Source organism: Mucilaginibacter sp. (genome assembly GCF_028287845.1).
In the GTDB taxonomy this organism is placed as follows: Bacteria; Bacteroidota; Bacteroidia; order Sphingobacteriales; family Sphingobacteriaceae; genus Mucilaginibacter.
In genome coordinates this window covers 1-19999 of sequence record NZ_JAQBOW010000059.1, presented here as the reverse complement: position 1 = coordinate 19999, position 19999 = coordinate 1, and the positions used below count along the sequence as shown (strand labels likewise).

At 40.1% G+C, this 19999-nt stretch carries 21 protein-coding genes; 4 read left to right on the top strand and 17 right to left on the bottom strand.

Annotated elements, in window-relative coordinates:
* Positions 1–166: 166 nt before the first annotated feature.
* Complete coding sequence (locus tag JWP71_RS05305; protein ID WP_299497722.1) at positions 167–1396, top strand: multidrug effflux MFS transporter; 1230 nt, start codon at positions 167–169, stop codon at positions 1394–1396.
* 17 nt (positions 1397–1413) lie between these two features.
* On the opposite strand, the gene JWP71_RS05300 is transcribed toward JWP71_RS05305, so the two are convergent.
* From JWP71_RS05300 to JWP71_RS05290, 3 genes are read right to left on the bottom strand one after another with little or no spacing between them, the layout of a single operon-like run.
* A complete protein-coding gene (locus JWP71_RS05300) occupies positions 1414–2097 on the bottom strand; it encodes an ATP-dependent Clp protease proteolytic subunit (protein ID WP_299497720.1) in 684 nt (227 codons plus the stop codon).
* A gap of 11 nt (positions 2098–2108) precedes the next feature.
* Positions 2109–2381, bottom strand: a complete 273-nt coding sequence (locus JWP71_RS05295; RefSeq protein WP_299497719.1) for a hypothetical protein — start codon at positions 2379–2381, stop codon at positions 2109–2111.
* The gene (locus JWP71_RS05290; protein WP_299497718.1) at positions 2362–2898 is read right to left on the bottom strand and encodes a sigma-70 family RNA polymerase sigma factor; all 537 of its coding nucleotides are present in this window, start codon (positions 2896–2898) and stop codon (positions 2362–2364) included. The genes JWP71_RS05295 and JWP71_RS05290 overlap by 20 nt, the downstream gene beginning before the upstream one ends.
* 154 nt (positions 2899–3052) lie before the next feature.
* Between JWP71_RS05290 and JWP71_RS05285 the strand changes: the two genes are divergently transcribed.
* Together JWP71_RS05285 and JWP71_RS05280 are read left to right on the top strand one after the other, a co-directional pair.
* On the top strand, positions 3053–3304 hold the full coding sequence (locus JWP71_RS05285) for a hypothetical protein (protein WP_299497717.1): 252 nt from the start codon (positions 3053–3055) through the stop codon (positions 3302–3304).
* A gap of 4 nt (positions 3305–3308) precedes the next feature.
* A complete protein-coding gene (locus JWP71_RS05280; RefSeq protein ID WP_299497716.1) occupies positions 3309–3713 on the top strand; it encodes a hypothetical protein in 405 nt (134 codons plus the stop codon).
* A gap of 90 nt (positions 3714–3803) precedes the next feature.
* Here the strand turns inward: JWP71_RS05280 and JWP71_RS05275 are convergent, their stop codons facing one another.
* From JWP71_RS05275 to JWP71_RS05255, 5 genes are all read right to left on the bottom strand, one after another.
* Positions 3804–4193, bottom strand: coding sequence for a hypothetical protein (locus JWP71_RS05275; protein ID WP_299497715.1), 390 nt, complete (start codon positions 4191–4193; stop codon positions 3804–3806).
* 42 nt (positions 4194–4235) lie between these two features.
* A complete protein-coding gene (locus JWP71_RS05270) occupies positions 4236–4394 on the bottom strand; it encodes a hypothetical protein (protein ID WP_299497714.1) in 159 nt (52 codons plus the stop codon).
* 113 nt (positions 4395–4507) lie between these two features.
* Positions 4508–5506 (bottom strand): MlaD family protein, encoded by a 999-nt coding sequence (locus JWP71_RS05265; RefSeq protein WP_299497713.1) that lies wholly within the window; start codon positions 5504–5506, stop codon positions 4508–4510.
* A gap of 15 nt (positions 5507–5521) precedes the next feature.
* Positions 5522–6295, bottom strand: a complete 774-nt coding sequence (locus JWP71_RS05260) for an ATP-binding cassette domain-containing protein (RefSeq protein WP_299497711.1) — start codon at positions 6293–6295, stop codon at positions 5522–5524.
* An 8-nt stretch (positions 6296–6303) separates the two neighbouring features.
* Complete coding sequence (locus JWP71_RS05255) at positions 6304–7110, bottom strand: ABC transporter permease (protein ID WP_299497710.1); 807 nt, start codon at positions 7108–7110, stop codon at positions 6304–6306.
* Between the two features lie 210 nt (positions 7111–7320).
* Between JWP71_RS05255 and JWP71_RS05250 the strand changes: the two genes are divergently transcribed.
* Positions 7321–7596: a hypothetical protein gene (locus JWP71_RS05250; protein ID WP_299497709.1), complete on the top strand. Its 276-nt coding sequence runs from the start codon at positions 7321–7323 to the stop codon at positions 7594–7596.
* Here JWP71_RS05250 and JWP71_RS05245 read toward each other — a convergent pair.
* The 9 genes from JWP71_RS05245 to JWP71_RS05205 all read right to left on the bottom strand — a co-directional run bounded on the left by JWP71_RS05245 (position 7593) and on the right by JWP71_RS05205 (position 19886).
* A complete protein-coding gene (locus JWP71_RS05245) occupies positions 7593–8294 on the bottom strand; it encodes a DsbA family oxidoreductase (RefSeq protein ID WP_299497707.1) in 702 nt (233 codons plus the stop codon). The genes JWP71_RS05250 and JWP71_RS05245 overlap by 4 nt on opposite strands.
* Before the next feature lie 117 nt (positions 8295–8411).
* A complete protein-coding gene (locus tag JWP71_RS05240; RefSeq protein WP_299497706.1) occupies positions 8412–10004 on the bottom strand; it encodes a PepSY domain-containing protein in 1593 nt (530 codons plus the stop codon).
* 14 nt (positions 10005–10018) lie between these two features.
* Entirely contained in the window at positions 10019–12388 is a 2370-nt protein-coding gene (locus tag JWP71_RS05235; protein ID WP_299497705.1) for a TonB-dependent receptor, read from the bottom strand.
* Between the two features lie 108 nt (positions 12389–12496).
* The gene (locus tag JWP71_RS05230; protein WP_299497704.1) at positions 12497–12883 is read right to left on the bottom strand and encodes a hypothetical protein; all 387 of its coding nucleotides are present in this window, start codon (positions 12881–12883) and stop codon (positions 12497–12499) included.
* Between the two features lie 92 nt (positions 12884–12975).
* Entirely contained in the window at positions 12976–13338 is a 363-nt protein-coding gene (locus tag JWP71_RS05225; RefSeq protein ID WP_299497703.1) for a hypothetical protein, read from the bottom strand.
* A 255-nt stretch (positions 13339–13593) separates the two neighbouring features.
* Complete coding sequence (locus JWP71_RS05220) at positions 13594–14496, bottom strand: hypothetical protein (protein WP_299497702.1); 903 nt, start codon at positions 14494–14496, stop codon at positions 13594–13596.
* Positions 14497–14640: 144 nt separating this feature from the next.
* Positions 14641–15639, bottom strand: coding sequence for a fatty acid desaturase (locus JWP71_RS05215; protein WP_299497701.1), 999 nt, complete (start codon positions 15637–15639; stop codon positions 14641–14643).
* Positions 15640–15744: 105 nt separating this feature from the next.
* Positions 15745–16734, bottom strand: coding sequence for a YncE family protein (locus JWP71_RS05210; protein WP_299497700.1), 990 nt, complete (start codon positions 16732–16734; stop codon positions 15745–15747).
* 53 nt (positions 16735–16787) lie between these two features.
* A complete protein-coding gene (locus JWP71_RS05205; protein ID WP_299497698.1) occupies positions 16788–19886 on the bottom strand; it encodes an efflux RND transporter permease subunit in 3099 nt (1032 codons plus the stop codon).
* Positions 19887–19999: the final 113 nt, after the last annotated feature.

Genomic DNA, 19999 nt, shown 5'->3' with positions numbered 1-19999 from the left:
AAAGATTAAACATTGGCTATTAAAAATTAGTTGTATGTTTTTAAGGTCAATTATTAAGCAATTACGATAGCTTTAGCCATTAAATAACCAATATTTTATAGCCAATGTTCAATCTTCAATTGCGATATTTGCCGAAATAAGAGGATAGGTTCCTTCTCTTTATTTTATGACTAAACAACGTTACTTTTTTACTGTATTAATTTTGGGGGCGCTTACTGCCCTGGGTCCTTTCTCTATTGATATGTACCTGCCGGGCTTTCCTGCCATTGCAAAATCATTCCATACAACTACCGCCCAGGTTTCGCTTTCATTATCCAGTTTTTTTGTGGGATTAGCTGCCGGGCAATTATTATATGGCCCGTTGCTGGATAGGTATGGACGAAAAAAGCCTTTGTATGTAGGTTTGGTATTATACATCATAGCATCGGCAGGTTGCTATTTTTCAACCGGCATTGAGGCTTTAATACTACTGCGTTTTATACAGGCTATTGGCAGCTGCGCGGCGGGTGTAGCATCAATGGCTATGGTGCGCGATATTTTTCCATTAAAGGATAACGCTAAAATATTTGCCTTGTTGATATTGATTCTGGGGGCATCACCTATGATAGCACCTACTGTTGGCGGCTATGTTACCGTAGTTTTTGGATGGCATTTAATATTTGTGATTTTAGGTGCAATGGCAGTATTAATATTGCTTACCGTTATTTTTTGTCTACCCGAAAGCTATAAGGCCGATCCTGCCTATTCGTTAAAGCCTAAACCCATTATAAGTAACTTTTTACAGGTGCTTAAAGAACCTCAATTTTATACCTACGCGTTTGCAGGCGCTTTCGCGTTTGCCGGTTTGTTTGTTTATGTTTCGGCTTCGCCCATTGTATTTATGGAGATTTTTAAGGTGAGCGCCAAAACTTACGGATGGATATTTGCCACGCTTTCGGTAGGATTCATTGGTTCGAGCCAGGTGAATAATTTGCTGTTAAAAAAATACAAAAGCGAGCAGATCATTTGGGTGTCTCTAACTGTGCAAGTTATTACGGCCTTAGTGTTTTTTATAGGCAGCCTTTATAATTGGTTTGGATTGGGCGGCACCATTGGTATGATATTTATTCTGCTATGCTGTGTTGGTACAACCAGCCCTAACGCTTCGGCTTTGTCGCTTGCGCCGTTTTCAAAAAATGCAGGTACTGCATCGGCACTGTTAGGTGCATTACAGTTGGGTTTAGGGGCGTTAGCTACTTTGGGCGTCAGCGTTTTTAATAGTCATTCGGCAGTGCCAATGGCGGCAATTATGGAAGCATCGTCAGTAATAGGTTTGCTAATCCTTTTTATCGGGCGTAAAAGGATAGTTCATAAAGTTGAGGCATCGGCTTCGGCAGGAGTGGGAATGGCGCATTAGATAAAGTGGCACTAAGGCTACACCAACACCTCATCAATTATCCCAAACTCTTTCGCTTCGCTGGCTATTAACCAATGGTCGCGGTCGCATACTTCATGTACTTTTTGATAATCCTGGCCGCTGTGTTTAGAGATAATATCATAAAGCTCTTTTTTTACCTTCAATACCTGCACCGCGGTAATTTCAATATCAGATGCCTGGCCCTGCACGCCACCCAATGGCTGGTGCAGCATAACCCGCGAATGTGCCAGAGCCGACCGCTTGCCTGCCGCCCCTCCGCATAACAATATGGCGCCGAAGGACAGGGCCATACCGGTGCAAATAGTGGCCACATCCGGGCTTATAAGTTGCATGGTGTCATAAATACCAAACCCTGCATATACTTCGCCGCCCGGCGAGTTAATGTACATGTGAATGTCTTTCTTTGGGTCTGTTGATTGCAGGAACAGTAATTGAGCCTGTACAATGTTAGCAATATTAGCCTCTACAGGCGCCCCCATAAATATGATACGGTCCATCATCAGCCTTGAAAATACATCCATTTGCGATACCCGCATTTCGCGTTCCTCGGTAATATAAGGTGTCATGGCTGTAGGAATACTGCTCCTTTCAACGCCCGAAATATAATTGTCTACACGATCTGTTTGGACATGGCAATGCCCCACCGCAAATTTGCGGAACTCGTTTTTATCAATATTCATATCGTTTTGGTTTATTGTTTACTAAAAAGCCGCCTTATTTTTTGGCTGAAACTCAAATGCTCTGGTTGGGTAAATAGCTTTTGATGTATGGTCTCAATTTCTTTTTTTAACTGTCTGCGGCCGTATTGCTGTATGGTATCATAAGCTTTTTGCTGCCATATAACTTTATCAGCCAGGTTATTGTCCAGCATCAAACGGGCCTCAAATACCAACATGCTCCCTGTATCTGCGATGTCAAATAAATGAGCCTCTATCTGCCTGGTTTCATTCCATGAAGTCATCATACGCTAATGCTTTTTCTTTAATGGTGTCTCTAACTTTTTCCAAACATTTATACTTCTGTACGGTGGCCGACCGCACACCCGAGTAGCCAAATTCGTCCGCCAGTTCTATTAACGAGTGCTGATCGTAATAAAACCCTTTTAAAAGCTCCATGCATTTTTTGCCGGCAGTTTCTAAAAAGCGCATCAGGCGGTTGCTTGACAGGTATTCGTCTTCATCCGCCGAATAATCAATATTATCCAAAGGGATATTTTGATTGTTCTCCTTATATCGCTTTATCCACAAGTGTTTAGCGGTGCCCATCAAATAGGCGGTGTCATTATTTAATGTGGTTTGCGTGGCAATTGTTTTTTCGTAATAAATAATTAACGCGTCCTGGAAAACGTCCTTAGCTTCATCAAATGAGCCGCCCATACGGCTGATGTATTTAGCCACAACCGGGAAAGCCTGCTTATAAAGCCCGGTGAAAAGCACTTGTCGCTTTTCGGCTGTATGATTTTGATTGCTGATACCTGGCATAAAAATGTCCTTTTATAGATATGTATAAAATTAGGGGTAACTATCACCTTTTTTATTTTATTTTTTTAAAAAGCTGTAATTTTTCACTTATAATGGTTCTTCGTCACTTCTGGTGGTATTTTTTAACAGCTGTTTTTTAATTATCTTTGTTATTATGCAAACAACTTACAGATTAAAGGCACAAGAGATTAGCATGGCTTTTTTGAAGTCCTTGAAAACCCTGTTTGCAGGCCAGGAGATTGAAATTACAATCAAGTCTGTGAAACCAGAAAATCAGAAGCACTATGCTAAGGATAATAATCAATTAGCTGAAATGATTAGGGAAAGTCGTATGAACGCCCCTGTCATATCCCCGGATGTAGATATTCGCGACCTTATTGATAAATCTCAGTACCCCGATCAGTAATAATATGGATTATATTGATACCGACGTATTAGTTCATTCATTGGTCAATCAAAATTTCAACCTACACTTAAAAGTGATTGATATGATTGACGAAATTAATAGGAATAACCGGTTTTTAATATCATGGTTAAGCATACAGGAAATGGGATTCGTGTTAGCCAAACTGAACCAGCCCACTGCATTTATCACATCGAAATTGGGCGCATTAATATCTTCTCTGCCTGTTGGATATGGTAATTCTGAATTTACCCGGGCGATGGGATTAGCGGCGGTTATCGGCTACAAAAACTTTAACGATTGCCTGCATACGGCCATTGCCGAACAATATTGTTCAGACCTGTACACTTGCAATTATAAAGACTTTAAACTCATCCAGCCTCATACCTCTTTAAATATTCATTTTTTGTAAACATTAATTGAATGAGCATATTTCATCATTACCAAAAGTGACGAAGAACCATCAAAAAGAAAAATTACAAAAACTGCCATGCAAAACGGCCTATTCTTTAACCGCCGTCACCTCAGATCCATCCGTTCCTTTGGTCGAAAATATTAATTGTTTGTCTGTCAAATCTTCTACATAAAATGGAAATTCCCTTGTCTTTCTATCTGCTAATATTTCTTTTACTATGATATTGCGCCCGTCCACCCTGAACGTGCCATGTGATAATACTTTGCCACCCCAGTAAATTATAAGGCTATCTTTTGTAGTGAATTCAATGTATGGCGCCTGTTCTCTTAAGGTCATGGCATTTACACTATCCGGCGGATTAGGATTTTGTACCCTTATGTATTTCCATTTGCCATACAGGTCTTTGGGTTTTACAGAGGGTTTACAGGAAACTAAAAATAGTGAAAAAAGTATTAGTAGCTGGATGTTTTTTGACATAGTGATATCGCTTTACCCCGAAATTAGGAATAAACAACCGTATCAGCCATTCTTTTTTTGCGAATCGCCCAGTTTTTTTTCAGCCTTTTTTACTTCGTCTTTCTCACTTAAAGGTACATCGGTTTTTATCTCTTCGTGAAGTGAAGTTTTTTTTGTGCCGATGTTTTTTTTATCTAATCTGGATTGAGCCACGGTTTTCATGATCTGGTAATTTAATGTTGCAGGCTATAGTATAGCCTGTATTTATAAAACCATGAAAAATAGAAAATGTTTATGGCTGTTGCCTGATTTCTCACCGTTGTTCAAAATGACAATTAATTTTGTTGGCCTGCCTTTTTTAAACTATCCGCTTTAGCTTTTGCCTTCTTTGTAAAGAATCCTTTAAGTAAAAAGTTATGTTGCAACGCTTCCAGGTCCTCATTTGCCTTAACAGAACTTTTTTGAAGATTATCTATAGTGCTTTGCAATTGTGCCGCAGATTTAGGATCATTCAATAAAACGCCGATAGCATTATCTGTGCGGTTAAATTTATCAGTAGCTTTCCTCAAATTATCAGTGGCCGCAGCCCCATTAACCGCCGCCTGATGAAACTGGTTTGCTGCTGATTTAATTTGACTAAAGGTTGCTGTATCTGTAAGCAGCTTATCAGCAAGGCCACCTTTAACATTCATTTTAGCGCTAAAATGTTCCAGCTGATCTGCCAAACGGGCAGTGCTGGCGCTGGTTTTTTCAAAATTACGCATAGAGTTACGTAATTGTACAGCCATCATACTATCGGCCATTAAAGTACCTACGGTGCCTTTGCCTTGTAATATTTTGCGGCTCAATAATTTAAAATCGCCGGTTATGGATAGTAAATTTTGATTGTTTTGCTGTAATACCTTCAGCATATCATCAGTTGATGTTACTTTTTCGGTTTGTAAAACATCACCATCCTGCACAATAGGTGCCTGCGGACTACCGCCGTCAATTACTATAATTTTATTACCTATAAGCCCGTCAGATCCGATGTGTACACCTGCATTGCGATGCACGTATTGCTGTGTACTTTCATCAATACTCATACGCACATCAACACGTGATGGCCCTATAAAGCGAATTTTACTGATACTGCCTACCTTAACACCCGAGAACCAAACGCTGTTGCCGGTTTTTAACCCGGATACATCATCAAACACCGCGCTAATGTGAATGCTCTTTGCAAAGGTTTTAGACTGGCTGCCCAAAGTGAAAACGCCAACAATAAATACAATCAATCCCAGGGCTAAAAACAGCCCCACCGTTATTGCACGTTTGTTATCTGATGAATTCATATATTCTATGTAAATCTATTGTATAAAATTGTAATCAAAAAATGGTTTTACCCTTTCGTCCTTTGTATCAAATACTTCCTCAAAACTTCCCTGGCGTTGAAACTGGCCATCCAGCAGCATCGCTATCCTGTCGCCGGTTTGTTTGGCACAGGTAAGATCATGCGTAATAATGATGGATGATGTATGATAACGCTCCTGAACCTCATTTATCAGCTCATTAATTTCAATGCAGGTAATGGGGTCAAGCCCGGCTGTTGGCTCGTCATACAACATAATTTCCGGGTTCAATATCAGTGTACGGGCAATGCCAATACGTTTGCGCTGCCCGCCCGAAAGTTCAGACGGCATCTGGTTAATGGTTTTGCTCAGGCCAACTGCTTCCAATACGGTTTCAACGGCTTTATCTACTTCTTTTTGTGTTAAGTTTCTGCGATTACGCACCAGCGGAAACTCCAGGTTCTTACGCACTGTCATACTATCATATAACGCGCTGTTTTGGAACGAAAAGCCAATGCGTATGCGCAGTTCCTGCAATTGCTTGTCAGTTATGGTATTAATATCCTGCCCAAGTACTTTTATCTGACCCTGATCAGCCTGCAACAGGCCCGATATAACTTTTATCAGCACTGATTTACCCGTACCAGACCGGCCCAGCACCACTAAATTTTCTCCCTGGTAAAGCTCCAGGTCAATACCGCACAAAACTGCATTTTCCTCAAAAGATTTTTGCAATCCTTTAATAGTAATTACCGCGTTATTATAGTCTATTGGTACTTTTGCTTTATGCATAATTTTTATTAACGAAACCAGCTGCTTATTTGTACAATAACAATCTCTTCTACAAATATTAAAAACATGGCAGTTACCACGGCACCATTGGCAGCTTTACCAACACCTTCGGTACCCTTTGATGAATTATAACCCTGGTAACAACCCACAATGCCTATGGTAAAACCAAATACAATTGATTTTATGAGCGATGCTGTAAAATCAACAAATGTAAGTGGGTCAAAAACCTGCTGCATGAAGGTGCTGTAGGTGGTTCCTTCGTTAGTTGCTACGTTTACATAACCACCCAATAAGGCTATAAACGCAGTATAAGTAGCCAAAATGGGAATTGTTAATGTGGTAGCCAGAACACGGGTACAGACCAAAAATTTAAACGGTTTGGTCCCCGATACTTCCATGGCATCAATTTGCTCGGTAACGCGCATTGAGCCCAACTCGGCACCAATACTTGAGCCTACCTTGCCCGCGGCTATTAATGCAGTTACCAATGGAGCAAGTGCGCGCATTATAGCTATTGATACTAATGATGGCAGCCATGATGTAGCGCCAAACTGACCCAATGATGGGCGCGATTGTTTGGTAAATATTAAACCTACAATAAAACCTGTTAATGATATTAAGGTAAATGAGCGTACACCTACTTCATAACATTGGCGTACAATTTCTTTAAACTCAAAAGGCGGCACAAAAGCCTCCTTGAAAAACCGGATGATGAATTTGTTTATATCATAAAGACTTACAAAAAAGTTTATGATCCTTTTACGGGGTTTGGCTTTTTTTTTAAGTTGAAGAGTTGTGCTGTTTTTAGTATCCATTAATAATGGCAAAGGTATTACTTTACAAGATATTGCTGATATATTCTACAAAACTTATTAATATTGTTTGATATCTGCTTAAATATTAACATTATGCTTTGTTTGACAAAGGTATACTTGTTTGTGTTACGATAAAGTAAAATAATAGTATAGTCATAATAAAACCATTTGTCGCGTTTAATCCTTTTTATTGCATAAAGGATAATATATATGAACGCATACCAACAAAAATGGCTGGACCTTTTGCACAGCGCCAACCTGCCGGGATGGGAAATTAAAGCTTTAGAAGATGGAATTTATATAGAAATGCCGCATGTTACCGATTTAAAACTGATAAGAGATAGCCTGCCGGAAACCCTGGGTGCAATGTCGCTGGATATTGATGTGCCAAAATCACGTGTTAAATTTCATTTTCACAACGGATATGAAAGCTTTGAATATATTCTGAACCCGCATGAAGAAGATTTAAACGATGATAGCAATTAACAATCTCCGCCAACTTCGCAACTATCACCCTCAATAACATCAAGCTTTGGTTGTTTATTGGTTGCCCATTCGCTGTATGATTTCTCTAAAGTTTGCAAAAATACCGGCACAGCCTGCGCGCCCGATACGCCAAATTTATTATCCATCACAAAAAACGGCACACCGTGTATACCTAATTGTTGGGCCTGTGCTATGTCTTGTTGCACATTAATGGCGTATTTGTTTCCGGCCAAAGTATGCTCAACTTCAGCTTTGTCCAAACCTATTGATTCACCTAATTCTGCTAATGTATCATGGTCGGCAATATTTTTGCCTTCGGTAAAGTATGCCTTAAATAAGGTTTCTTCGGCCTCGTCGCCTAAACCATTTTGCTTGGCCAGGTGTGCAAAACGATGCGCGTCGAAACTATTGGCTACAACCGCTTTGTCAAAATTATAAGTTAAACCAACTTCGGCAGCCATTTCGGTCACCTGGTCGTTCAATTGTTGGGCGTATTCAAATGTCCAGCCTTTAATATCGGCTAAATATTGGGTGATATTCAGGTTAGGGTCAGTCTTTAAATCAGGATTAAGCTGGAAGCTTTTCCATTCTATTTCCACCTCGTCTTTATGCTCAAATTGTTGTAAGGCATCCTCGAACCTGCGTTTGCCAATGTAGCAAAACGGGCACATTACGTCACTCCAGATCTGTATTTTCATGCTGCAAATTTACCTCAAGCTCAAGAATTGAGCGTAACGCCAACGTAAAATTAAAGGCTTAAAGATTCGACAACTTTTAAAAGTTGTCAAATTTAAAATTAGTTGTTGATGAGGTTTTTAAGCGGTTGTTTTTACTTTCCGCTTTCTCCACCAGAAGTAAAATATCAATCCAATGGTGACCATCAAAATTTGAAGTCCGGCCCCAACTAGTGTACTTATATCTCTTGTAGTTTTTCCGGCGAAATCCATGTAATGATGTTTGTGAAACAGAGCAAAACTATATCCCTCATATAGTTCCACATCATTGGTGTTCTTCGCCAGCACGCCGGTTGACGTTTCTATATACAGGCGTTCTTTATGATTGAATGGGTAATTGATTTTCCATACTGGTAATCGTTTGTCGGTGAAGTTGTATTCGTCTGTAAATTTGGTGATCAGCTCGGTAGAAACAATTTTATCGGGATTAGTGCCACTCAATTGGTTGGCTAAGCTTTTCGCATACAGTTCGTCGCCATCGGGCAATACCGAATAATCGCTGGCATTAACATAAGCTACCACCGCGGTATCCGCACTCATATCTTTCATTAGGTCCTTTCTTTTATGGCTTTTTTTGCTTGTGGCTAGATACACCTGCCAGTAAGCCTTTCCGTTTAGTTGTACCAGGCCGATATTGGTTATCGGCTTTTTCACGATAGCATGCAGTTTGTTCAGATCACAATGAATAGCCGAAACCGCAAAGCCATGTTGCACAGATTTTATTTCTTTTTCTTCTCCTTTTAATTTGGAAAATGCATGATAACAACCGCTGAACGTAAACATCAGCGTAAAAACGGAAGCTACAATGGCTGTATAGCGGTGATTTCGCCGGGCTTTCACCAGTGGGTTTCCCTTTATTTTTTTGCTTTTTGTAGCGAAGAAGATATAAATACCCATCAGGGCAGTCAAAAAGCCAAATCCAGCAAAAAACATTTCTACCAATATCCGTCCTTTACCTAAAAAGTTTATCCAGCCCCAGGTATGTACCAGGTCAAAAAAAGTAGTAAATGCCGCCCGATTTTTATCCACGGCCACTGCAAAACGGTCCTGTCCGGTTTCAACATAGAGCCGGATATTGTCCGCTCTCTTAAAAGCGACCTTGTAAACAGGCAACAGGCAATAAATACTTTTGTATTCTTTATCGAAACCGGTAATCAAAGAAGCGCTTTCTATGGGCGCTCCTGTTTTGTTGTTCAATACTGTATTGGCCGCTTCTCCGCAGCAATCCATCGCGCCGCCAATCGGCATACCCACAGGCATCTCCATTTGCGGTATTTTGTTTTTAGCACTTTTTGGAGCGCCCTCTAAAAACAGGCGGGCAATATACTGCGCGTACAGCCAGTCTCCTTTAGCCAGGATATTCCCGGTTTTAGCGCTGAGGTATTGTAGTCCGTAATTCCGGCTGGTTTTCACCTGGTAAAACCAATTGGTATCAATATGCACCAGCCGGGCGCCGTAAATGCTGTCAATTTTATTTTGATTTAATACCTGCTGTAATGATAGGTTTACCTTATTGCTATCTATCGTTTCCGTTAGAATGCTTTGCGACCGCACTGCAGGGCGCAGGTTGGTCATGATGGGGTGCATGAACCCGCTGGTAGCCCATAGCAGCACGGGTATCGCAATGATAAGCGAACAGGTGCGGTGCCATTTGTAAATATTTTTTCTAATCATGGTCTTGTTGTTAATTATTTCCCAAACCGGTAAGCCAGGCCAAGTGTGAATGCTCTGGGATCGCCCAGGTTGTAGCTATAAGATGCCGCGCCGGCAGTGGTAGCAGTGGCTGTAGCTAAGGTTGCATAATAAGTGTTAAATACATTCAGTGCGTTTAGCCAAACTTCCGCATGGCCCAACTGGTAGCCTAAGCGCACATTGGTTAGCTTAAATCCGTTATAAGTGTATTGTTGCAGGTTATCCATATAATATTTACCTACTTGTTGCTCCTCTACACCAATACGAAAGCCTTGCAGGTAATGCGGTTTATAAACCACCTCTGCATTGCCTGTGAAATGAGGTGCGTTTGCCATTTCCTTGCCGTTATAGTTTACGCCGCTGGCTATGTAATTAACAAAAGTGTGGTTGGCATTAGTAGCGCTTAGGCGGAAATAAAGGTCTTCAACCGGCCGATAACTGATGCCATACTCCAGGCCTATATGCCGGGTAGCGCCCGCGTTTTGCGGTTGAGTAGTATTATCGGGCAGTTTGACGTTAATGATCTCGTTAGTACCCTTCATCATATAGGCACTGTAGTCTATATATAGTTTATTTTCTAATAACGACAGCCATCCGCCTAATTCATAGTTATGAAAGGTTTGCGGCAACAGGTAGGCACTGTTGGTGGTTTTACCGAATACCTGGGTAATTTGAGGAGGAACATAGCCTTCACTGTAAGTGCCATAAAAACCTATTCCCCTGTAATTATAAGTAAAACCTAATTTAGGGGCCACCTTGCCGTAGTTGGTAATTGTGGATGGGCCGCCGGTAACACTTGACCCGGGCAGGGAATTGACGAAAGCGTACTGGAATGCATCGTAACGAATAGCCGCGGATATGCGTAAGCCGGGTGCAATAGTGAAATCATAATCTACGTACGAACCAAAATTACTTATCACGGTATTGTAGTTGGCCATCACCATATCCGGATTAGCTTTGGTATAGCTCACAAAGTTAACCACGCCGCCCTGGTTTTGCTTTTTGATCCAGATGAAGTCCTGGAAATAAGATTGAGGGTCAAGTTCCGCACTGGTGCCAACAATCAGTTTACTTTGCAGGAATTTAAATTTCTGAACATGTTGTAGGTACAACCCGTAAGATTTAAAGGAGTTGTTATTGATATTGCCTGTTGCCGTATCGGGCGAAACCGGGTTGCTGCTTTTCCCGCCCACGCGATAATTAGCAATAGAGTAAGATGGGTTTTGGATAACCGAATTGTCGCGATACATAAAAGTGGCATTTGTAGTACTGCTATCCGTCCAGTTATGGCTGATGGTTGACCGGGCCCGCAATGCTGTTACTTTCCGATAAGTAAAAAACGCCTGCGCCGCATAATCTTTACGGGCAAAATGGGTGCTGTCTAAACTGCCGTACATATCACTGAAATAATTGATATAGGATGTACTATTTGTCCAGATCGTGTTTTTATCAATTTTGTAGTCCAGTCTACCGGTAACCGCGGTTTTATGGAAATCGCTGTATTGTATGGGTCCGTTGGTTTGGTTGGCATAATAACCGCTTACAATAAAGCCCAATTTACCGGATGAGGTGCCAATCTGGCCATCTACACGTTTATATCCCTGGTTGTTCATTTGTGTGCTCAAATAGCCTGAGGTATAGGCAGGGGGAGCCTGGGTAATCAGGTTAACCACGCCACCAATAGCTTCCGCGCCGTATAAGGCCGAGGATGGCCCTTTGATCACTTCGATATTTTTTACTGCTGCCATATTCATTTCCAGCAGGGCATTGTGGTTAAATACGGCAGATGTACGGATAGGTATACCATCTTCCAGGTATAAGAACAAATTGTTGGTATTCATCGGCTGGCGAATGCTCATCTCGTGCTGCTCATTGCCGAGATTTACCATATTCACGCCGCTTATTTTATTCAGCAGCATATCCAGGCGCTGGGCTTTGGTATCCTCGATGGTTTGTTTGGAGATTGTCGCGATGGCAATAGGCGCTTCGCTTCTTTTTTCTGTAGTGCGGTTGGCGCTCACCACCACTCTTTGCAGTTCAGTTGTGGATGGCTGCAGCGCAATAGCCAGCGTTGCACCTTTAATTTCAATTGTACGGCTAATATAACCCACATAAGTTACCTGTAGCGTTTGAGCAGCAGTTGTTATTTTAAATTTTCCACTGGCATCAGAAGTGGTGGAATTGGATTTGGTATCTGTTATCGTAGCACCGGGTATCGGCTCTTTGGTAATAGCATCAAAGACCTTACCCTGAATTGCCGGTGTTTGCTGGGCAACAACGCTGCCCGCGATAAACAACAGATAAACAAGAAATATAAATTTTTTCATAAGATCATATAAGGGCACACCGCCTTTGGGTGGACTCATGCAACAGATTTATTTTTTTGTAAAAAAAATTGGGAGGGGTATAATACCGGCGTGACCGCTGATCAGCGGGAATGAAATATCAAAATTATCGGAACAGGGACGCGCGGTTTAAGCGGCCAATTTGGGTGGTCTGAAGATGGTTTCGATATAGCGGCTGCTATATTGATAAGCATAAACAGGACATGAGCCTTTTTTTGTCTTTATGATTGTTGGTTCAATAAACACTAATTGAAATGGCTCCTGAAAAAAAGAAATTTCAAATTGGGTAAGGTTATCCTTGGCTTCCTGCTTCTTTTCATTTTCGGCTGCCTGGTTTATTTTTTTCATGAAATAACACTTGCCATTACAATGCAGCCACGGTTTGTCGCGGTTTTCGCACAGCGTGGTGGCAATATATTTCTTGTTCAGCTCAAAACCCGCGTAAATAAAAAAGCGCGAGTAATTAGCCGTACCCAGCGCAACAAGTAAAATAATGGCGGTAATCCTATTTAGCATGCTGGTGCAAAGGTATATACTGAATAGGCGAAAAGCAAGGAGAAAGAAACTAAGTCATTACTGATGTTAGCGTGGCAATAATAAATTGTTAGTTATTTATCTGCCCTCTTCAGCGTAGAGTGCAATTTTTCGCCGTTCATTTCTGCATCCACGGTAACCGAATCGCCATAAAATTTACCAGTGTTAGGTACAATGCTACCGTCTACATTAACTTTAAAGCTAAAATCAGTTCCATTGGTTATTTTGCCATCATACATGGGTAAGTCGCCGTGTGGTGATAAAATTGAACCGGTTAGTTTTTCGCCGTCAACCTTAAAAGTATAAATAAGCGGAAATTCGTTACCATCAGCCATTTTTACGCTGCCCTTCCATTTGCCGGTCAAATCAGCAATTGCTGCCAAACAAACAAAAACACTACATAATAGTAGGATGGTTGTTGAGATTTTTCTTTTCATGATGTGGGTTTATTTAAATAAAAATAGGGCTTTTTATTTAAATAAACGTGTTTAGCGATTAGATAGTTTATTTGGTAATTATTTAATATATTGATTTTTAGCGAATTGCAATTTTGGGTGTCCCAAGGTGTCCCAGGTGTATTCACGTGTCCCTGGGACAGTACAGTAATAACATTTAATAGGTTTGTTGCTGCAATTGCTTACTTCGCGGCGGAACTATTTTTTTATATTTAAATAAATATCATCACATCACCCTTAAGGTGCTTTATAAAAATATATAGGCGAGTATACACCTTCGCTGGTGGTATAGTAGCCTTTACCATCAGCAGTAAAACCGACGGCCTCGCCTTGCTTCTCTACCTGGTAATTCGGTTCTTCTGCTGATCTTTGCATGGTTTGCCAGATGTGCTCATTACCATTACGTTTCCAGTAGTAAACCTTTTCATAACTCTTTAGTAATATCTGCCGGCCATCTTTTGATATATCACCGGCTGTTATCCATTTAAAGGGCTTAATGCCTTTAAAAAACAATTTACAGCGATGGGTTAAAACCAGCGTGTCATTAGGTTTGTAAGAAAGGGGAGTGGTATAAACACTTACGGTATCATGCCGTTTAGAAACGATGTAGATCAGTTTTTCCAGCGGATCAATCATTAGGGTTTCCGCATCTTTCGGTCCGTCTGGATATTTTAAATGCAGCGGTACCGCATTTGCTTTTGATATTTCACCTTTTAACCACGCCGTTTGCTCTTCCATTCGGTAAATGGTAATATATTTTCTTAGCGAATTATTATCGCCAATATCGCCCATATACACATAACTTTTTTTGCTGATAGGGCCGGGGCCCACCGCTATATCTTCGCAGTCGGCAACGCCTTGTTTCTCAGTTGGGTCACCTTTATAATAGATAGTACTAAGTATTTTACCTTGGGGCGATATGGCGAAAAATCTACTGGTATCGCCGCTATCATTATGTACGTAATAAACGTTAGGGTTTATACCCGAAGCGGATATGCCCGAAATTTCATTCATTTGCTTATCCTGCAAATAACCTGATACAATAATTTCATGACTAATGTATTTATGCCGGGCATAGGCACCAAAAAACAGGATGATGATTATGGGTAGAATTATATTTAATTTTTTAGCCCTGCTCATTTGGGTATTGAGTTTTTGCAAATTTACTCAATTGTATTTAAACGAAATAAATACAGGATATTATACAGATATGGTATGGAATACTGATTCAATTATAAGATATAACAAAAAAAGAGCTCTTTTTGAGCTCTTTTTAAATATTTGTTATGCTACCAATTCTGCATCAGGCTTTGAAATATCGGTAAGAGCAACTTTGCCTCTTTCTTTTCTTAATATCCGGTTAAACAGGGATATTTCCTTATCAAACAAAAAGCGGAAAAACAGCTTTGTCCATGATTTATGATAAAATAGAGTATCATAATACTCGGGCGCGGTTTTCTTTATCTGCGGTAGCTTGTTCCACGGGATAGACGGAAAATCATGATGCTCGTTATGATAACCTACGTTAAAGGCAACAACATTTAAGCCACCATAATAGCTATAGGTTTCCTGTTCAACACTATGGGTTAAGTAATGCTCTTGTACCCAGCGCGCGCCTAAAGGGTGCAAGCCAACAGAAAAAGAAAAACTCAGCAATAAAAATGCTAATGCGTGCCAGCCTAAAAAATAATATACAGCAACAGTAAAAACTACTTGTACAGTTAAGTTTAATACTATCCATATATCAAAAGTTTGTATCTCTCTTAGCCTTGATAAACGGAAGATCTGAAATACAGGGTAAAATAATAACCACAAAGCTTTGCCTAAAAACGAATTGTTGATGAGTTTTGCTTCCCATTTATTTGGCAAATCGGCATCCAACTCATGTACACCCTGGAAAGAGTGGTGTTTTATATGGTAACGCTCGAATGAAATGGAACTTGGGAAAATTTGCGGCATATTAGCTAACATACCTGCCCAGCGGTTGGCTGAACGATTTTTAAAAAGTAACTGGTGAGCACATTCATGTATCATCACAAACAGCGCATGATCTGCAAAGGCGCCTAATAAATAAGCTGCGCCAAATACAAGCCACCAGGATTGGTCGCGCAAAAACCAGGCTAACACTAATTGAAATGCAACCAGGCCAATTATCGCAAATATGGTATTTGGATTTTTGCCTATCAGATGCCTTAAATTAGGAAACTGCTTTAAAATTTGCTTTGTACGTGCACGGTGAGGTTCTGCAACCTGTGAATAAACAAAATCAGTCTTTTTTGTCATAAAATTTATAAAAATCTTTAATTTTAAGTTATTATGAGGGATATATATTATAAACTCAATTCCCCAATAATAATTATAAAAATTTAAATATTAGTTATAAAGATTTTATTGCTGTTTATAAACTAATACCTTAAATGAGTTTGGTACAGCTTTTCGGGTACCCGGCTCAAAGGAAACTACGCTTAAATAAATTTTATGGGTCCTGGTATCTAATGCCAATGTTTTAGCGCGGTTTTGCGTAGCCAAAGTTTGTACAACTCTGTATTTATCAGCAGATTCTTGTTTAATAATTGTGGTTGTTCCATCGCCGTTAGAGCAGAATATCAGTTTGGTTTCAGGGTCATAAGCAACAGCATCAACACCGGCACCAATAGGCAGGGTCGCAACAACTTTACCGGTTATAATATCTACCACAACCATGCTGTTATTTTCGCGCGATACGGAAAATGTGCGTTTGTTTTTTTCATCTAAAGCTATGCCGGTAGGTGCACCTTTTGGCGCAAGCGGAAAATTCTTTACCACTTTTAAAGTTTTTGTATCAATAACATTGAGGCTGTTTTTATCTTCCAGGTTATTGTATATTTTCCCTTTATCATCACTTACGGCAAACTCAGGGGCACCGCCTAAAGCAATTGTACCAACTTGTTTAAGCGTATTGGGGTTAACTACGCATGAATTATTACTGTCACCATTAAAAGTATAAACACGGTCTGAAAACGGATCGTATATAATAGCGTCGGCATCTTTTGAATCCAACGGGATATTTGCAACTGTTTTTAAAGTCTTCAAATCAAAAGCTACCACCGCATTTGCCTTGCCATCGCTTATAAAGCCAAGATTTGCTTTATTATCAATAGCTATGCCGTGAATACCTTTTAGGTTTTCTATCAGGCCAACTTGTTTTTCGGTAGCCAGGTCAACAATGTTAACCATTGTACCATGCGATACATATAAACGATTATTTACCTTGTCTATCGAAAGATAATCATAACCACCATCGCCGGTTAAAGCAATAGTTTTATCTAATACATAAGTTTGCGCAAAGGTTAGGCTTGCAAAAAACAATGCCGCACCTGTTAAAAAGATCTTTTTCATTATATGTTTTTTTTGATTTAAATATCAATTGTAATTCTGTATTAAGTTTGTACTTATGCGGTTTCCGGGTTTTCTGCATGCGGATTTACGCCACCTTTGCGATACAAAATGCGCAGCATACTTGGCAATACAATTAATAATAGGGGTAACGCCACTAAAAACCCGCCGATAACCGCTATAGCCAATGGTTGGTGCAGCTGCGCCCCGGCGCCAATACCCAGAGCCAACGGCATTAATGCAATTATTGCACCGAGTGCTGTCATTAACTTAGGGCGAAGGCGGGTAGAAATGGAATAGATAATTGCCTCGTCCACGCTTTTTTCAAGCGCGCTTTCTTTAAATTGTAAAAAGGTAAATATGGCATTTTCGCCTATTATACCCACTATCATGATAAGGCCCGTATAGCTGCCTACATTTAATGGTGTATTGGTAATAAATAAAGCTAAAAAGCTGCCGGCAATACCCAACACCGCAATAATCAATATTAAAAAAGCTATTCTAAACTGCTTAAATAAGAAGAGTATTACACCAAATACCAATAAGCTTGATGTAATTAATATAATAAGCAATTCTTTAAATGATTGTTGCTGCTCGGCATAGGCCCCGCCATATTCAACATGATAACCTGATGGTAAAACAACGTTTGCTGCAATGTTTTTTTGAATGGCGGGTATAACCGTACCAAGGTCGCTGTTATCAAGCCGTGCGGTTATAACACCCATCGATTGAAGGTCCTGCCGGTTAATCTCAGCATCGCCGGTTTGTATAGCTACTGTAGCAAGTTGATTGATAGGTATTAATTTGCCGTTGCCAGAAAATATATTAAGTTTTTTTATTGCTGATATATTAAGATAACGGTTGCCCGGATAAACCATGCGGATTGGTGATAGTTGTTGTGTTTCGTATAAATTACCTACTACATTGCCATCCAAAGCTGTTTGTGCTTGAAATTGCAGATTGGCAGGGGTAATGCGGTATTGAGCCAACTTTGCATAATCAGGTAAAATACTAACTGATGGGCCGGCAATGACAATACCATCAAAAACATCGGCAGTACCTTTAACGGCCGATACCTGCGCAGCAATTTTTTTGGAAAGATCTTGAAGGATATGTTGGTCATCACCAAAAACCTTTATTTCAATAGGTTGGGTAGAGCTCATTAAGTCGCCAAGCATATCTGTTATCACTTGCCCAAAATCAACCCTTAATGCAGGTTGTGTTTTTTCCATCTCGGTTCTTAAATCACTGGTTACCTCTTCCGTAGTTTTTTCGTGATTTTTTTTAAGCTGTATTAAATAATCGCCTGTATTAGGCTCTGTAATAAAGAAACCCATTTGTGTGCCTGTTCTGCGTGAATAGGCAGCTACATCCGGATGTTTGGTAATTATCTTTTCTACCTCCCTCAGCATCCTGTCGGTTTCTTCAAGAGAGGTGCCGGGCGGCGAGTTATAATCTAAAACAATACTGCCTTCATCCATATCTGGTAAAAAACCGGTTTGCAGCCTTCCGGGAATAAATATAATTACCGCCACAAGTGCCAGTACTATAATAATGCTCATTACAGGGCGCAGAATAAAAAAGGATACCCAGGGTTGTCTTTTTACTTCGTGCGTTTCTTCTTTCGCATTTGCACCATGGCCGTGCTGGTTTTTTGTAAGTAATAAATATATTACGGGTAAACCTATCCAGGTTACAAAAAACGAGCAAACTAAAGTAATGATCATGGTATTGGTCATTACTTTAAAATAGGCTCCTGCAACGCCCGTCATCAGCAAAAACGGAACAAATATTACAATGGTGCTTATAGATGAGCCTAACATTGCGGGAAACAAATAGTCGATTGCTTTTTTTAATAATTTGCGGGTAGGTTCGTCGGGATGTTCTTCATGCGTGCGGTGTATCTGCTCAACAACCACAATAGCATCATCAATTATAAGGCCGATGGCTGCCGCAATGGCACCCAGTGTCATGATGTTAAAGGTGTACCCAATAATATATAATACAATTAGGGTAAGGCATAAAGTAACCGGTATGGCTATTAAAATGGTTGCGCTGGCTTTTAATGATCGTAAGAAAATTATGGCAACTATAATGGCTAATAATAAGCCTATCCAAACACTGTCAGTAACACTCTTAACCGAATCGTTTACAAAATCGGCTTGTACATAATAGGGCTTTATGGTTACATCCTTAGGTAATATCTTTTGTAAAGCGGCAACCTTTTTCGCCATATCTGTAGACAGGGAAATTAAATTAGAGTTGGGTTGTTTAATTACCGCAACTAATACCCCATCATGCCCGTTTGCATTGATCTTGGTATATTCTATGCCTTCGCTTATTTGTACAGATGCAATGTCTTTAATTTGTATAACTCTTTTACCATCGTTGCTTATCACCATGTTTTCCAACTGGTCTTTGGCGCTTACGGTTGCATCAGTTACCGTTAAGTACAGCATTTTATAATCAGAAAGATAACCTTCTGATTTAATGAAATTGGTTTGGCCTAATGCAGTGCTTATTAGATCAGGCGTTAATGACAGTGCAGTCATTTTTTCACGGTTAAGCACCAGCCAATACTCTTTGATTTTACCTCCAATTATCCTGATTTCTGACACCCCGCTTACCTGCGATAAAAAAGGCTTTACCGTAAACGTAGCCAACTGTTTTAACTCTATAGCCGATCGGTCATGACTTTCTAAAGTGTAACCGCTTACCGGCAAAATAGAAGGGTTCATTTTCTCTACCGATATATTAACATCGGGTGGCAGGGTATTTTGTATTTTACTTATCTGTGCTTCAATTTGCTGCTTGCTTAGATCTATATCAGCGCTCCAATCCATATAGGCAGATATTTCTGCGCTGCCGCGGCTGGTGGTGCTACGCACCATTTGCAAGTTGGGTATTTGTTTTATAGCATTTTCTAAAGGCTTGGTTATGGTGATCATCATTTTGTTTACAGGTTGTAAGCCTGCATCGGCAATGATCTTTATTTTAGGAAACGTTATTTCAGGGAAAAGTGATGTTTGCAGCTTGGTATAAGCAAATATTCCCCCCATTAAAATAAGAGCTAAAACAAGCATTAGCGGTTTCCTGTAAAAAACAAAAAGGTTTTCTACTTTGCTTACCTTTGTATCTGTTGTTTTAGGTGTCATTTTGTAATTTTAACTTTAGCTGTATCTGCCAACCCGTAGTTGCCGGTAATAATAATTTTATCCTGTGCTGTGAATTTAGGGGATAATATTTCCACATAATCGCCGCTTTCTAT

Bases quoted from the DNA above. Each gene is read 5' to 3' on its own strand.
- JWP71_RS05305 (WP_299497722.1), top strand. From the start codon at position 167: ATGACTAAACAACGTTACTTTTTTACTGTATTAATTTTGGGGGCGCTT.
- JWP71_RS05300 (WP_299497720.1), bottom strand. From the start codon at position 2,097: ATGAATATTGATAAAAACGAGTTCCGCAAATTTGCGGTGGGGCATTGC.
- JWP71_RS05295 (WP_299497719.1), bottom strand. From the start codon at position 2,381: ATGATGACTTCATGGAATGAAACCAGGCAGATAGAGGCTCATTTATTT.
- JWP71_RS05290 (WP_299497718.1), bottom strand. From the start codon at position 2,898: ATGCCAGGTATCAGCAATCAAAATCATACAGCCGAAAAGCGACAAGTG.
- JWP71_RS05285 (WP_299497717.1), top strand. From the start codon at position 3,053: ATGCAAACAACTTACAGATTAAAGGCACAAGAGATTAGCATGGCTTTT.
- JWP71_RS05280 (WP_299497716.1), top strand. From the start codon at position 3,309: ATGGATTATATTGATACCGACGTATTAGTTCATTCATTGGTCAATCAA.
- JWP71_RS05275 (WP_299497715.1), bottom strand. From the start codon at position 4,193: ATGTCAAAAAACATCCAGCTACTAATACTTTTTTCACTATTTTTAGTT.
- JWP71_RS05270 (WP_299497714.1), bottom strand. From the start codon at position 4,394: ATGAAAACCGTGGCTCAATCCAGATTAGATAAAAAAAACATCGGCACA.
- JWP71_RS05265 (WP_299497713.1), bottom strand. From the start codon at position 5,506: ATGAATTCATCAGATAACAAACGTGCAATAACGGTGGGGCTGTTTTTA.
- JWP71_RS05260 (WP_299497711.1), bottom strand. From the start codon at position 6,295: ATGCATAAAGCAAAAGTACCAATAGACTATAATAACGCGGTAATTACT.
- JWP71_RS05255 (WP_299497710.1), bottom strand. From the start codon at position 7,110: ATGGATACTAAAAACAGCACAACTCTTCAACTTAAAAAAAAAGCCAAA.
- JWP71_RS05250 (WP_299497709.1), top strand. From the start codon at position 7,321: ATGAACGCATACCAACAAAAATGGCTGGACCTTTTGCACAGCGCCAAC.
- JWP71_RS05245 (WP_299497707.1), bottom strand. From the start codon at position 8,294: ATGAAAATACAGATCTGGAGTGACGTAATGTGCCCGTTTTGCTACATT.
- JWP71_RS05240 (WP_299497706.1), bottom strand. From the start codon at position 10,004: ATGATTAGAAAAAATATTTACAAATGGCACCGCACCTGTTCGCTTATC.
- JWP71_RS05235 (WP_299497705.1), bottom strand. From the start codon at position 12,388: ATGAGTCCACCCAAAGGCGGTGTGCCCTTATATGATCTTATGAAAAAA.
- JWP71_RS05230 (WP_299497704.1), bottom strand. From the start codon at position 12,883: ATGCTAAATAGGATTACCGCCATTATTTTACTTGTTGCGCTGGGTACG.
- JWP71_RS05225 (WP_299497703.1), bottom strand. From the start codon at position 13,338: ATGAAAAGAAAAATCTCAACAACCATCCTACTATTATGTAGTGTTTTT.
- JWP71_RS05220 (WP_299497702.1), bottom strand. From the start codon at position 14,496: ATGAGCAGGGCTAAAAAATTAAATATAATTCTACCCATAATCATCATC.
- JWP71_RS05215 (WP_299497701.1), bottom strand. From the start codon at position 15,639: ATGACAAAAAAGACTGATTTTGTTTATTCACAGGTTGCAGAACCTCAC.
- JWP71_RS05210 (WP_299497700.1), bottom strand. From the start codon at position 16,734: ATGAAAAAGATCTTTTTAACAGGTGCGGCATTGTTTTTTGCAAGCCTA.
- JWP71_RS05205 (WP_299497698.1), bottom strand. From the start codon at position 19,886: ATGACACCTAAAACAACAGATACAAAGGTAAGCAAAGTAGAAAACCTT.